This is a genomic window from Rhodococcus sp. R1101 (genome assembly GCF_000278445.1).
Classification (GTDB): domain Bacteria; phylum Actinomycetota; class Actinomycetes; order Mycobacteriales; family Mycobacteriaceae; genus Rhodococcus; species Rhodococcus gordoniae.
Map to the genome: position 1 here is coordinate 1 of NZ_AJVB01000084.1, position 11661 is coordinate 11661.

At 67.1% G+C, this 11661-nt stretch carries 12 protein-coding genes, 1 tRNA gene, 2 pseudogenes and 1 riboswitch; of the genes and pseudogenes, 7 read left to right on the forward strand and 8 right to left on the reverse strand.

Features of this window, described 5'->3' with window-relative positions:
• The 3 genes and pseudogenes from R1101_RS29995 to R1101_RS0108405 all read left to right on the forward strand — a co-directional run.
• Positions 1-157 (forward strand): annotated as a pseudogene (locus tag R1101_RS29995) (DUF501 domain-containing protein); the annotation flags it as partial.
• A pseudogene (locus R1101_RS26180) lies at positions 154-1099 on the forward strand (Ppx/GppA phosphatase family protein). The pseudogenes R1101_RS29995 and R1101_RS26180, both read left to right, overlap by 4 nt.
• A gap of 228 nt (positions 1100-1327) precedes the next feature.
• A complete protein-coding gene (locus R1101_RS0108405) occupies positions 1328-1531 on the forward strand; it encodes a cold-shock protein (RefSeq protein ID WP_016932996.1) in 204 nt (67 codons plus the stop codon).
• Between the two features lie 88 nt (positions 1532-1619).
• Here the strand turns inward: R1101_RS0108405 and R1101_RS0108410 are convergent, their stop codons facing one another.
• Complete coding sequence (locus R1101_RS0108410) at positions 1620-2873, reverse strand: lipase family protein (protein WP_016932997.1); 1254 nt, start codon at positions 2871-2873, stop codon at positions 1620-1622.
• Positions 2874-3107: 234 nt separating this feature from the next.
• On the opposite strand from R1101_RS0108410, the gene R1101_RS0108415 reads away from it, so the two are divergent.
• Positions 3108-3181: transfer RNA gene (locus R1101_RS0108415), tRNA-Leu, on the forward strand.
• Between the two features lie 214 nt (positions 3182-3395).
• Here the strand turns inward: R1101_RS0108415 and R1101_RS0108420 are convergent.
• The 3 genes from R1101_RS0108420 to R1101_RS0108430 are packed head-to-tail and all read right to left on the reverse strand — an operon-like array spanning position 3396 to position 5939.
• The gene (locus R1101_RS0108420; RefSeq protein ID WP_026003035.1) at positions 3396-4166 is read right to left on the reverse strand and encodes an ABC transporter ATP-binding protein; all 771 of its coding nucleotides are present in this window, start codon (positions 4164-4166) and stop codon (positions 3396-3398) included.
• Positions 4163-4948: an ABC transporter permease gene (locus R1101_RS0108425; protein ID WP_016932999.1), complete on the reverse strand. Its 786-nt coding sequence runs from the start codon at positions 4946-4948 to the stop codon at positions 4163-4165. The genes R1101_RS0108420 and R1101_RS0108425 overlap by 4 nt, the downstream gene beginning before the upstream one ends.
• Positions 4926-5939 (reverse strand): ABC transporter substrate-binding protein, encoded by a 1014-nt coding sequence (locus R1101_RS0108430; RefSeq protein WP_016933000.1) that lies wholly within the window; start codon positions 5937-5939, stop codon positions 4926-4928. The genes R1101_RS0108425 and R1101_RS0108430 overlap by 23 nt, the downstream gene beginning before the upstream one ends.
• A 36-nt stretch (positions 5940-5975) precedes the next feature.
• Positions 5976-6072, reverse strand: a riboswitch (TPP riboswitch).
• A gap of 544 nt (positions 6073-6616) precedes the next feature.
• Between R1101_RS0108430 and R1101_RS30920 the strand changes: the two genes are divergently transcribed.
• Positions 6617-6784: a hypothetical protein gene (locus R1101_RS30920; protein WP_016933001.1), complete on the forward strand. Its 168-nt coding sequence runs from the start codon at positions 6617-6619 to the stop codon at positions 6782-6784.
• 7 nt (positions 6785-6791) lie between these two features.
• Here the strand turns inward: R1101_RS30920 and R1101_RS30645 are convergent, their stop codons facing one another.
• A complete protein-coding gene (locus R1101_RS30645; RefSeq protein WP_016933002.1) occupies positions 6792-6938 on the reverse strand; it encodes a hypothetical protein in 147 nt (48 codons plus the stop codon).
• Positions 6939-7158: 220 nt separating this feature from the next.
• Between R1101_RS30645 and R1101_RS0108445 the strand changes: the two genes are divergently transcribed.
• Positions 7159-7353 (forward strand): hypothetical protein, encoded by a 195-nt coding sequence (locus R1101_RS0108445; RefSeq protein ID WP_026003036.1) that lies wholly within the window; start codon positions 7159-7161, stop codon positions 7351-7353.
• 57 nt (positions 7354-7410) lie between these two features.
• Here R1101_RS0108445 and R1101_RS0108450 read toward each other — a convergent pair whose 3' ends face one another.
• Positions 7411-7608 carry a CsbD family protein gene (locus tag R1101_RS0108450; RefSeq protein ID WP_016933004.1) on the reverse strand — a complete coding sequence of 66 codons (198 nt, stop codon included), beginning with the start codon at positions 7606-7608 and terminating at the stop codon, positions 7411-7413.
• Positions 7609-7727: 119 nt separating this feature from the next.
• Between R1101_RS0108450 and R1101_RS30650 the strand changes: the two genes are divergently transcribed.
• A complete protein-coding gene (locus tag R1101_RS30650) occupies positions 7728-7904 on the forward strand; it encodes a hypothetical protein (RefSeq protein ID WP_016933005.1) in 177 nt (58 codons plus the stop codon).
• Positions 7905-7917: 13 nt separating this feature from the next.
• Here R1101_RS30650 and R1101_RS0108460 read toward each other — a convergent pair whose 3' ends face one another.
• Complete coding sequence (locus R1101_RS0108460) at positions 7918-8970, reverse strand: magnesium transporter CorA family protein (RefSeq protein WP_016933006.1); 1053 nt, start codon at positions 8968-8970, stop codon at positions 7918-7920.
• The coding region (locus R1101_RS26185) for an AAA family ATPase (RefSeq protein WP_037222563.1) at positions 8967-11661 on the reverse strand (2695 nt) is incomplete at its 5' end. The genes R1101_RS26185 and R1101_RS0108460, both read right to left, overlap by 4 nt.

Genomic DNA, 11661 nt, shown 5'->3' on the forward strand with positions numbered 1-11661 from the left:
GCCTGCACGTGCTCATCGCGCACTCGCTGGCCACGGGCCGGGTGTCAATCCGCTCGGCGACGAATCCGTCGCGCTCGCCGCCGATGCGGGTCTGCGCGGCACCGCCATTCCCGCCGACTGGCCCACCTACGCCGAGCTACGCGGAGAAGAGCAGTGAGGGTCGCGGGAATCGACTGCGGCACCAACTCCATTCGTCTGCTGATCGCCGACGTCGCGGAGGACGGCGGTCTCGCCGACGTCACCCGTCTGATGAAGGTCGTGCGGCTCGGCCAGGGCGTCGACGCCACCGGTCGTCTCGCGCCGGAAGCGATCGAACGCACGCGGGTCGCGTTGGTGGAGTACGCCGACCTGATCCGCGAGACAGGTGCCACCGCGGTGCGCATGGTGGCCACCTCCGCGACCCGCGACGCGAGCAACCGCGAGGACTTCTTCGCGATGACCCGTGAGGTGCTCGGTGCCGTGATACCCGGCGCCGAGGCCGAGGTCATCACCGGCGACGAGGAAGCACGCCTGTCCTTCGCCGGTGCTGTCGGCGAACTCGACTCCACGCGTGGACCTTTCGTCGTCGTCGACCTCGGAGGCGGGTCCACCGAGGTTGTGCTCGGCGACGCCGACGGAGTGCGCGCCGCCTACTCCACCGACATAGGCTGCGTGCGTCTCACCGAACGGTGCCTCCACGACGACCCGCCGACCGCCGAGCAAGGTCGCTGCGGCACGGGAGGTCGCGGAGGGCAAGATTCGCGAAGCACTCGAGCGGGTTCCGGTCGAACAGGCGCACACCTGGGTAGGTGTCGCGGGCACCATGACCACCCTCGCCGCGCTCGCCCTCGAACTCGACGAGTACGACTCGGAGAAGATCCACCTGTCGTCGGTGCCGTTCGACCGCCTGCGCGAGGTGTGCGACGGTCTCGTTGCCGCGACTCGCGAGAAGCGCGCGGCGCTCGGTCCCATGCATCCCGGCCGCGTCGACGTCATCGGCGGTGGCTCGATCATCACCACCGTCCTCGCCGAGGAACTGGGGCGTCGAGCGGGCATCACCGAGCTGGTCGTGAGCGAGCACGACATCCTCGACGGCATCGCCCTGTCCGTCGCCACCTAGCCTTCGATTCGGGTGGCGTCAGCCCCGCCTTCCGGGGCTCGATCCACCCGAATCGGCGAATGTGTGGTTGACTGTGTCTCGGTCGAAGTTTTTGTTCGCGTCTTACCCACGCTCGCAAATCCTTGTTGCGGGCGGTTGGTTCTCCTTTCGGAAGTCACCGCATGTGATGGCGGCCTCGCTCTACCGAACACTCGGTGGAGCTCGACTACACGACAGAAGGAGACAGACATGGCAGAGGGAATCGTGAAGTGGTTCAACGCCGACAAGGGATTCGGCTTCATCGCCCCCGAGGACGGCAGCGCTGACGTGTTCGCGCACTACTCGGAGATCCAGTCGGGCGGCTACCGCAGCCTCGACGAGAACCAGCGCGTGCGTTTCGAGATCGGTCAGGGCGCCAAGGGTCCCCAGGCCACCGGAATCACCGTGATCTGATTCGATCTCCCGTCCCCACTGGGGATTCGAGACATCATCAGGCCCGCCTCGTCATTCGAGGCGGGCCTGATGCATGTACGGAGGCCGGTCAGATCGTCCCGCAATTCGACGACGGCGCAGTGCCGGCGAACCGGCCGTCGAGGAAGTCGAGCGCGCCGGGCAGGCCCATCACGGCAGCGGTGATGTGGTCGGCGCTCGGAACCGGTTCGGTTCGCACGGGCACCCCGGCGTCGCAGTACCTACGCAGGGTGGTGGAGACGGAATGCAGCGGAATCAGCGCATCGGTCGGTGAATGCCATTCGTAGACCGGGGCATTCGGTACCGCCGGGAGCTTCTCGATGCTGTTCTCGTTCAGCACCTCCCGGACGGGCGGGCTGTCGAGCAGGGCCATGCCCACCTCGGCGTCGGCGACGTCGGCGATGCTTCGGCCGGCACCGGCGAGCAGGATCTCGTTGGTGCACGCGTTGGCGATCCGGTCGCGCAGTTCCCGGCCCGCCGGATTGAGCTGCTCGCTGATGGGCATGCGGTCGGGGTATTCGCGTTCGAGACCGAGAGCGGCCGCCATCGCCAATCCGAAAGCGGGATGCGCGGATTCGCCGAGTCCCTTCGCCATCTCGCCGATGTCCATGGGAACCCCACCGTAGGCGCTGCCGACGAGGGGGATCTCCGGTGCGTAGGTCGGGGCGAGTGCGGCGGCCATCGCGGTGGCCATCCCGCCACCGGAGTAACCGGCAATGCCGACCGGGCTGTCCGCGAGTCCCAGCGGTGCATGACGCTGCGCGGCCCGGATGCCGTCGAGGGTGATCTGCGCACCGACCTTCGCGGCACCGTAGGCACTGTTCGGTCCGAGATGGTCGGGGACGGCCAGCGACCAGCCGCGCTGGATGGCGATGAGCAGGCCGGGTGACTCCCGGATTCCGCGCATCGGGTTCGTCGCGTACAGCGCGGTCGACGGCGCGCACTCGAGCCCGAGCGCGTTGATGATCGCCTGGTACGACACGAGCGGGCGACCCTGCGCTCCTCCTCGCGGTGACAGCACCGTCGTCACGGCGGAGATCGGTGCGCCCGCAGAGTTCGTCGAGCGGAACTTCAGTTGGATCGCGTCGGTGCCGGGGAACCCGAGCGGCGGGGGAACGACGCGGGCGGCGAGGACGTCACCGGGCTGCCGGTCGGCGATGTCGTGCGGGGTGTCGTAGAAGGAGTCGTGCAGGGCTGCGGGATAGACGATGCTCTCGGCGAGGGCCGAGGGTGCGATCGCCAGGCCCGGAGCAACTGCGAGCGCTGCGGCGGCGAGCGCGATACCGAGACGCCGGGCCGACGGCTGTGCGGTCCTGAAACCCATACATCGTCCTTCTGTTCGCGCCGGGCCACCACCGGCTGTCCGTTCTGTACGTCTTCCGCAGAATGTCTACCTGTTCGCGGGGTACAAGACAACGAAGGGTGTTCACATCCGGCCGGATCGACCTCCGTAGTCGTGAAGGATGTCGTCGACAACCGGATCCGACTACGAGAACATGTTCGAAGATCGCGACCCGGCGCGGTCGCCGGGAGCCCCGAACGCTACTGTGATCCCCACGCCCCTATAGCCCAATTGGCAGAGGCAGCGGACTTAAAATCCGCACAGTGTGGGTTCGAGTCCCACTGGGGGCACCGGTCGAAGGCCGATTCTGAGCCACTCGCTACCGTTCTCGCCATCCGCCTCGGCAATTGCCGTAGCGGCTGACGATTCTCGTCGCGGATGGAGGTGTGAGCCGGAAGTCGACGAGGGTGCACCCGACCTCTCGCCGGAGAGATAGTTCTACCTGCGGCTGCCCATGGCCGGGCACGTGGAGGATGTCGAACAGTAGATTCCCGAGGCAGGCGATTATCTCGGCGACATCCTCCGCTCCTCCTCACGACGTGAACGATGCAGGACCTCCATCAGTTCGTGCTCGAGCGCCACGAACTCGCTCGACACGCACGTCTCCAACGTTCGCGGCCGGGGCAGGGGCACGCGCACCTCGTGCTGCACGCGGGTCGGACGCGGACCGAGGACGACGACACGGTCGGACAGCAGCACCGCCTCGCGCACGTCGTGCGTCACCATCAGCACCGTCCACCGATGCTGCTGCCACACCTCCTGCAGCCACAGCTGCATCTCGGTGCGGGTGAGCGAATCCAGCGCCCCGAAGGGCTCGTCGAGCAAGAGCACGTCGCGCCCTTGCAGCACGGTGCGGGCGAGCGACGCGCGTTGACGCATGCCACCCGACAGTTGGTGCGGAGCAGCATCCTCGAAGCCGGACAGGCCGAAGGTCGGCAACAGCTCGCGGGCGCGGGCTCGGGCGTCGGATCGTCGCACACCTTGCACCTCGAGGCCCAGGGTGCAGTTGTCGAGCACCGTCCGCCACGGGAACAGCAGGTCCTTCTGCGGCATCAGCGCGACCCGTCCGGGCGCGGCGGGAAAGTCGCCGATGAGAACCTCACCGGCGTCGGGTTGTTCGAGTCCCGCGACGATGGAGAACAGTGTCGACTTGCCGCACCCGCTCGGTCCGATGAAGGACACGAATTCGCCCGGCGCGACGGAACAGTCGATGCCGTCGATCACCGCCCGGTCGCCGTACGCCTTGTGGACCGACGCCACCGTCACTGCACTCATGTCGTATCCTTCGTGAGCGCCCACGGCGCGACCAGCCGTTCGACGACGTACGTCAGCGCGTACAGCGTGAGCGACAGGACCGCGGTGACCGCCACCGCCGCGAGCACGAGATCGGTTCGGAACGAGTTCTTCTGGGCGCTCATGTAGATGCCCAGACCGGATGTCGCGCCGACGTATTCGGCGAAGACCGCTCCGACCACCGCGTAGGTGATGCCGATCCGCAGGGCGGTGAAGAAGCGGGGGAGTGCGCCAGGCAGGCGCACGTAACGGAACTGCTGCCACCGCGACGCACCCATGCTGCGCAGCAACGCTCCCGCCTCCCGGTCGGCCGCCGCGAATCCTTCGAGAAGACCGATGGCGACGGGGAAGAACGTCACCAGCGCGATGACGAGGATCTTCGGCAACAACCCGAAACCGAACCAGATGATCATCAACGGCGCGATCGCGATGATCGGCAGGGTCTGCGACACCACGAACAACGGCACGAAGGCCTGTCGCAACCACGGTGAGAAGTCCACCGCGATCGCGAGAGCCCACGCGAGTGCCAGTGACACGGCGAACCCGACGAGGGTCACCTGCAGCGTGGACCAGGCGTGCCCGGCGATGTCGACGCGATGCGCCCATCCCTGCGTGAGAACGCGTGCGGGGGACGGCAACACCTGCGGGCGGATACCGCTCACCACGACGTACGTCTGCCAGATCCCGACCAGCACCCCGGCGACGAGTACGGCGGGAACGAATCGACGTGCGCGGCCCGCGTTATCGGTCTTCGAGATAGTCATCGGTGACATAGGTCGACCAATCGGGTTCGGTCGTCAACGGGCTGCCGTCGGGTCCGGACAGCAGGCCGTTCTCGTAGAGAAACCGGGCGTAGCCCGACCATTTCCCGGCGTCGAGGACCCCGACGGCGCCGGAGGCGTCGCGCATGTACTCGGCGGCGAGCATGCGCTGACTCTCGTAGACGAGTTCCTCGTCGGGGAAGGCACCCGGATTCGCGTCGATCAGGGCGCGCGCCCCGCGATCGGGGTCGTCGGCCGCGATCCGGTAACCCTGGTCCAGAGCCTGCACGAAAGCGCGGGTCTGCTCGGGGTTCTCCGCCATCCAGTCCTCGTTGCCGTCGACGACGATCGCATACGCGTCCGGGAAGCCGTAGTCGGTGAAGCGGAAGTACCGCATCGGCAGGCCGCGGTGCTCGGCCTCGAGACCCTCCCATGCCAGGTACGACACGGTGAAGTCCGCGGTGGACGAGTAGACCGCCTCGTACGAGGACGTTCCGAGCGTCACGTTCTCGAACTCCCCGCGGCCGCCGTCGTTGCGGATCACCTGGGCGAGCATCTCGTCCTCGCCGGGGCTCGCGAAGCCCGCGAAGGTCTTGCCGTCGAGATCGGCCGGCCGCGTGATCTCGGCGTTGTCGGCCCGCACGGCGATCCCGGTCGCCCAGTGCTGCAGGGGTGCGAGGACCGCGACCGTCCGGGACCCGGCGGCCCTGGCGATGGTCGAGGTGGCGTGCGTGGAGATCCCGAACTCGGCGCTCCCGGCGTCGACGAGGGTGTCGGGCGTCGCGTTGTTGTACGGCAGGATCTCGACGTCGAGGCCGGCATCGGCGAACAGCCCCTCCTGCTGCGCCACGTACAGGCCGGTGTGGTTGGTGTTGGGCGTCCAGTCCAACGCGAATCGGATGGTGTCGCTCCCGGAATCGGACGAGCACCCGGTGACCGCGGAGAGTGCGGCGACGAGGGTGAGCAGTCCGGCGAGAGTCCGCCGCGCGTTCACTGCGCGGAGCGGGAGCGGAACGATATGGGGGCAGGCACGGTCATGTCGGGACATCCCTTCGTCAGCATTACCTGATCAGGTTCGACGGGTGTGATCTCAGCCCCGCTCGTGCGGAGCACCCCGTGTCACGGGCGACCCTAGCACTGCGACTCCCACACGCACCTCCGGGGCGGCGTCGGTCCGCGTACAACTACCCGATGCGCGGACGATGAAGGGTCCGTCGGTGAACCCCGACGGACCCTTTCTTCCGCTGTTCTCCGCGAAGCGGACCCCGCTCGACGGTATTCGGGCGTACGAACCGCCTCGTCGGTGCCGCCGGCCACGCGAGCGGCAACGACGTCGCGTGCCTTTCGTACGTCGGACTCGAACAGACACCGCACGACCAGTACGAGCTGTGGCACCACGAACTTCCCGATCCCGCGCAGGAAGCGGAAAGTGTTGTGCGGCGGACATTCTCTCGGCGGTTTCATCACCGGCTACTTCGCGGAACGGGACTTCGACGGAGATCGGTCTCGACGGCGTTCCCCGGTCTGTTCGGTGACGCACCCAAGGAGTCGCCGGAGGTCGCAGATCCGGGAATCGTCCACCGGTGGCTCGACTACGACGAGGTGGGCACAGCGGCGTCGTCACCCCGACGAAACGCGGTGCACCGATCGGGGGGAGCGAGGTGACGTCGATTGCGGAGCCGGCGCGGAATCACACCGCCCGAGACGGATCATCCGCACGAGCTCGGATCGGTTCTGCCCGGCTACAACCATATCGACGTGCTCACTGCGGCAGCCGGACAGAACGACGGGCCGCCCGAGCCGGTGCCGCAGGCACCGGCCGACTACGCGGCCGGGTGAGGTGCGATCAGGCGCCGCGTGCGGAGAAGAGCGAGGTGTAGTCGTGCGGGCCGCTCACCTCGGCGACAGCGGTGACGGCTTCGATCTCGGCGTCGGCTTCCGGAGTGGTGGGCGCGAGGAAGAGAGGGTTGTCGAATTCTTTGTTCTGGCTCATGGCCGTCCTTTCGGGTGCGGTCGGGGAGACCCCGGCCGTGGGGCAATGCGAAGAAGAGGGGCCGCGGTACACGCGGCGGGGAACTCTCACGTCCGGTCCGGAACCTTCGGGCACCGAGGCGCGAGGTTACTCATCCCATGCGAACCGAACGATGCTCCCACCCTACACCAGAAGCTTCGCGCGACGTTTGATCGGCGAGTTGCGTGGGAAGACACTCGGCATGGCTACCTACAGAGTGATCGATCCGACCGGTAACGTCGTGGACACCAAGGAAATCGAGAGCGCGGACGACGCTCACGCCTGGTTCGTCGACCAGCGCGCCGACAACAGCGAACTCGGCTGGCGCATGGAAGCGCAGAACGAACAGGACGGTACCTGGCACTTCTTCGACGACACCGAGGGCACCTCGGAATAGTCCCCACACACACGCGGTGCCGGTAGTCGCAACTACCGGCACCGCGTGTATCGGGGACTACTTCTTGAAAGCGTCCTTGACGTGCTCGGCGGCATCCGAGACCTTGTCGCCGGCCTGCTTCAACCCGCTGGAGGTCTGGTCGCCGCGACCCTCGGCTTCGAGATCACGATCACCGGTTGCCTGACCGGTGTTCTCCTTGATCTTGCCGCCTGCTTCTTCTGCCTTGTGCTTTGCCTTGTCGACGAAGTCGGCCATGGGTCCTCCTATGTCATCGAACGTTGCCCTTACGGAGTACCCGACTCGAACCGAGCGAAACCGAACACGGCGTACTCGTCCGTGTCAGACTTCGACGACAGACAGCCAGGAGGAGATCGATGTCGCATCCCACCAACCCCGGGCCCGAGGGCGACGACCCGATCGGTGACGCCCCGGACGCCGACCCCGAACTCGTCCGCGACGGTCCCGTGCAGCGCCGTCGATCCGCGGGGGCGGTGATCGCCACCGTCGCGGTGGTCGTCGTGATCGTCGTGCTGCTCGTCGTCCTTCTCTGAGCGCGGCGAGGGATCACAACCAGTCCCGCTTCTTGAACAGCACGTACAAGGCGATCGCCGACACCGTGATGATCGCGACTCCGGTGAGCATGCCCCACCACTCGCCGAAGCCGGGATAGGGCACGTTCATGCCGTACCAACCGGTCACAGCGGTGGGGACCGCGATGATCGCGGCCCATCCCGTCAGTTTCTTCATCACGATGTTCAGACGGGCGTCCTGCAGCGACAGGTTCGTCTCGAAGACGGTGTTCACCATCTCGCGGAGCGACTCGGTCCACTCCGCCGCCCGCATCACGTGGTCGTACAGGTCGTTGTACGAGCTGTCGAGTTCGGGGTGACGGTTGTTCTCGGCGCGGGTGCGCATGACCGCGTTGATGATCTCGCGCATCGGCAGCACCACTCGCCGAAGTTGCACGAGTTCCTTGCGGAGACGGTAGACGCGACGCTGGATGTACCGAGTGGACGCCTGATCCTCGAAGAGGCAGTCCTCGAGGTCCTCCGCGGCGTCGTCGAGTTCCTGAATGGTCTCGAACTGCCCGTCGACGACCGTGTCGAGCAGGCCGTGCACCAGCGCCCCGGGCCCGTACTGGAGCAGGTCCGAGTTCTCGTCCCACCGGCGCACCACCTCGTCGATGTCGAACGGGCTGCCGCGCCGTACCGTCACGACACCCCGGGGCAGGACGAACGCGGAGATGCGGGTGGTGTGCAACCGGGACTCGTGAGCCTGATCCTCGTCCTCGGAATCCGGAGAGAGGTGTGTCGCGTAGACGGTGAGGAAGGTGTGCGTGGCGTAGCGGGTGGCCTTGGTCCGTTCTCCCTGCGCGAGCGAATCCTCGACCGCATGCGGGTCGAGATTCCATTCCTCGGCGAGTTCGAGCAGGTCCGCGTGCTCGGGATTCCACAGGTCCACCCACACGAGGGCGTCGGCGTCGGCAAGATGATCCGACACCGCGGAGAGGGGAAAGCCCTCGTCGACGAGTTTCCCGTCGGTCCATCGCCGGGTTCGGATAGGTCTGTCGTTTCGGTCCGTCACCTCGGCAGTGTCCCCGAATCCTGCGGGGTTCACACCACGGGACGATCTTCGTCCTCGGCGAGTCGTACCGCGCGTTCCAGGAACTGCGCGTCGACCCGTGCCCAGTCGTCCGGCCACCGGTCCTCCTGCATCCGTCGGTGGAGCGCCCCGAGAGTGCGGGTCGCTCGTGGGCCGCCGTCGACGAGATAGCGCACCATCCCGCGCGCCGCGCACTCCGCAGCCACCGTGGCGAGCGTGCGTTCGGCCTCCTGCGTGCGTCCGTCGGCGTTCAGGCAGCAGACGAGCAGCCTGATGGCCTGCAGGTGCGCGCGGGGACGCAGGTCCGCGGTGCGGCGTACCCACAGCTGTGCCCAATCGACCGCGCGTTCCGCGGCACCGGATTCGTCGCTCTCGCAGAGCAACCGGATGGCGGTGGCGTCCTCGAGTTGAAGCCTGATCTCCACGGTGCCGTCCGGATTCGGGCGGTCGGAACCGGGCATCGTGCGGATCGGGGTCGGTACAGCGCCCAGTCCCAGACGCACTCGCTCGTTCTCGAGGCGTGCCCGCAGCCGCGGCAGGTCGTTGAGCGCTGCTGCGCGCAGTCCTTCGTCCAGCAGTGCCGTCGCGGATTTCCGATCGCCGTGCATCATCTTCATGCGTGCTGCAGTCGCGAAGCGTGCGATCATGAAATCTGTTGCTCCGCCGTCTATCCCCAGCAGGTTGCTCTCGTCGAGCAGTGTCTCGGCCTCGGCGGTCCGTCCTTGTTCGTAGAGCAACTCGCCGAGCATCGCGGCGGCGAGCCGACCCGAATGCGTATGGATGCCGCCGTTGCGGCGGGCCCGCCGCAACGCGGTGCGGAAGTACTTCTCCGCGCTCTCGACGTCGAGTTGTTCGTTGACGGCGATGCCGCACAGGCACTGCCCGTAGATCGCGGCGAAGGGTCCTCGGGTCTCGCGATGGAAGGGCGCCGCCCATTCCTGACGACGCACGGCCGAATCGAAGTCGAAACGGAAGATGTCGGCGTAGGACGCGAAATCCGCTGCGGCCGAGACGACCCACGGATGCACGGCCGACGGGTCGTCGAGACACGGAGCGACGAGCGCGTCGATGCCGTCGATCCGATCGGAGTTCATGAGCAGAGAGGCTTCGACCGCATCGGCCTCGAGGCGCAGCGCGTAGGGATCCTGGCCGGCCGTGACACCCGAGTCCACGAGGTCGCGCACGGTCGCCAGAGCGCTCCGGGCGCGACCCAGCCGCTGCAACGCGCTGTTCGCCCACGCCTGCGCCAGCAGCAACCGCGGTTCGCGTGCGACGGCCTGCGGCGGCAACGTGTCGATCAGCGCGAGCAGGGGAGCGATGTGCCCGTGCTCCATCAGATACATGCCGTCGGCGGCGAGCAGATCGACGGCGAAATCCGTATCGCCGGCCTCCATCGCGTGGTCGACGGCCTCACGCAACATGTGATGCCGCGCAAACCAGTCGGCGGCCGTGCGGTGCAGTCCGGCGATCTTCTCCGGATGGTCGCGCTCGAGGCGTCGCCGGAGGAAGTCCAGGAACATGTGGTGGTACCGGAACCAGACACGCTCGTCGTCGAGGTGCCGCAGGAACAGGTCGCGTTCCTCTGCTTCCTCCAGGACGGCCTGACTGCGCGGGTCGCCGGTCAACGCTGCGGCAAGGCTGCCGCTGACGGATTCGGTGATGCACGTGGCCAGCAGGAACTCGTACATCCGGGGTTCGAGTGTCGAGAGCACGTTGTCGGCGAGGAACTCACCGATCGCGTGGTGCCGTCCCGTGATGTTCTCGATCATCCATGACGGATCGTCGCTGTCGCGCAACGACAACGACGCGAGTTGCAGTGCCGCCACCCAGCCTTCGGTGCTTCGGTTCAGGTCCTGGACGTCCTCCGGCCCGAGGTCGATGCCGCTCACGCCGCGCAGGAACGAATCGGATTCGTCGACGTCGAAACGCAGTGCAGTCGAATCGAGTTCGACGAGCTCGTCGCGCACCCGCATGCGGCTCAGCGGAAGGCCGGAACGGTTGCGGCTGGTCACGACGAGTTGCAGGTGGTGGCAGCCCCTGTCGAGCAGGAAGTCGAGGGCGGCGCACGTCTCGGGCGAACTCACCCGGTGCCAGTCGTCGACGAAGAGTGTCACGGCGGTGTCGGATCGGTGCAGATCGTCGATCAGTGTGGACAGTACGTAACGTTCGGCGTCGTTCCCGTGAACGTCGAGGATCTGGGCGAGTTCGCGTGCCAGCGAAGGACGCACCTGTTTCATCGCCTCGATCAGGTGCGCGAGGAACCACAGCACGTTGTCGTCGTCGTCGTCGACCGTCAGCCAGGCGACCCGGGCGCCCTCGTCGGCGAGAACGTCCCGCCATTGCGCGGCCAGAGTGGATTTCCCGAAACCCGTGGGGGCGTGGATGGCGATGAGACGACGTCGTCGTCCGGCCTGCAACAGCGAGATCAGCCGACGGCGTTCGACGAGCGGACGGGTGGTCGACGGCGGACGGAACCTGGTCGACGGTGCGACGGTCGGTCCTGTGGGGCCCGAGAGCACCCCCGACGACGGTCCCGTGACGGGCAGGTCCGCCGGTGTCTGCGGTGGACTCGTCGGAGGAGGACCGGGCAGGGCCATCTCGTCGACCGGTAGGCCGTGAGCTCGTTGGATGTTCCGCAGGATCTCGCCGAAGGCGGCCGCCGTCTGCGGCCGGTCGTCGGGGTCGGTGGCCATTCCGCTTTCGAGC

Coding starts and splice junctions, on each gene's coding strand:
- R1101_RS0108405 (WP_016932996.1), top strand. CDS start 1,328: ATGGCAGAGGGAATCGTGAAGTGGTTCAACGCCGACAAGGGATTCGGC.
- R1101_RS0108410 (WP_016932997.1), bottom strand. CDS start 2,873: ATGGGTTTCAGGACCGCACAGCCGTCGGCCCGGCGTCTCGGTATCGCG.
- R1101_RS0108420 (WP_026003035.1), bottom strand. CDS start 4,166: ATGAGTGCAGTGACGGTGGCGTCGGTCCACAAGGCGTACGGCGACCGG.
- R1101_RS0108425 (WP_016932999.1), bottom strand. CDS start 4,948: ATGACTATCTCGAAGACCGATAACGCGGGCCGCGCACGTCGATTCGTT.
- R1101_RS30645 (WP_016933002.1), bottom strand. CDS start 6,938: ATGAGCCAGAACAAAGAATTCGACAACCCTCTCTTCCTCGCGCCCACC.
- R1101_RS0108445 (WP_026003036.1), top strand. CDS start 7,159: ATGGCTACCTACAGAGTGATCGATCCGACCGGTAACGTCGTGGACACC.
- R1101_RS0108450 (WP_016933004.1), bottom strand. CDS start 7,608: ATGGCCGACTTCGTCGACAAGGCAAAGCACAAGGCAGAAGAAGCAGGC.
- R1101_RS30650 (WP_016933005.1), top strand. CDS start 7,728: ATGTCGCATCCCACCAACCCCGGGCCCGAGGGCGACGACCCGATCGGT.